We start from the raw sequence: 1,101 nt of genomic DNA on the forward strand, positions 1-1,101 counted from the left end.
TCACCTCGATCTACACGTTCCGCCTGATCTTTATCGTGTTCCACGGTGAAGAGAAAATTCATGCTCACGCCGGTAAAGGCATTACACATCACCTGCCACTGATTGTTCTGATGGTGCTCTCCACCTTTATTGGTGCGTTGATTACGCCTCCTCTGGCGGGCGTGCTGCCGCAGAACGAGTTTGGTGAAGGCGGCAAAGTGATGCTGGAAATCACCTCAGGCGTAGTGGCTATCGTCGGTATCCTGATCGCTGCAGCGCTGTGGCTGGGTAAACGTCAGCTGGTGACCAGCATTGCTAACAGTGCGCCGGGTCGTTTCTTCGGCACCTGGTGGTTCGCGGCCTGGGGCTTCGACTGGCTGTATGACAAGGTGTTTGTAAAACCTTATCTCGGCATTGCCTGGTTACTGAAAAGCGATCCGCTGAACTCACTGATGAACCTGCCTGCGCTGCTGTCGCGCATTGGTAACAAAGGTTTGGTAGTGAGTGAAAACGGTTATCTGCGCTGGTACGTGGCTTCAATGAGTGTCGGTGCCGTTGTGGTGCTGGCGCTGCTGCTGGTGATTTAAAGATTGATGAGCGGGGCGGGTTCGCTCGCCCAATTAGAATGTCAAAAATTGCCTGAAGTAAGGCAATAAAAAGGGAAGTTCGCCGTGTTATTACCTTGGCTAATAATTATCCCCTTCGTTGGGGGCTTGCTCTGCTGGTTGGCAGAGCGCCTCGGCGCAAAGGTACCGCGCTGGATTGCCATGATCACCATGGGCCTGACGCTAGCGCTTGGCCTGCAGCTGTGGTTGCAGGGAGGCTATTCACTGACGCAGGCTGCGGGCATACCGCAATGGCAATCGACTTTCTCAGTACCGTGGATTCCGCGCTTTGGCATCAACTTCCATCTGGCGATTGATGGTCTGTCGCTGCTGATGGTGGTGCTGACCGGACTGCTCGGTTTGATGGCGGTGCTGTGCTCCTGGAACGAAATTGAGAAATATCAGGGCTTCTTCCACCTCAACCTGATGTGGATTCTCGGTGGTGTGATTGGCGTGTTCCTCTCCATCGACATGTTCCTGTTCTTCTTCTTCTGGGAGATGATGCTGGTGCCGATGT

2 pseudogenes are annotated in these 1,101 nt (G+C 53.9%); both read left to right on the forward strand.

Annotated features, from left to right (window positions below):
* Positions 1-566: pseudogene (locus tag RTM06_RS08500) on the forward strand (NADH-quinone oxidoreductase subunit L); the annotation flags it as partial.
* Positions 567-650: 84 nt separating this feature from the next.
* A pseudogene (locus RTM06_RS08505) lies at positions 651-1,101 on the forward strand (NADH-quinone oxidoreductase subunit M); the annotation flags it as partial.

This window comes from Pantoea sp. CTOTU46764, assembly GCF_031974595.1.
Taxonomy (GTDB): Bacteria; Pseudomonadota; Gammaproteobacteria; order Enterobacterales; family Enterobacteriaceae; genus Pantoea; species Pantoea trifolii.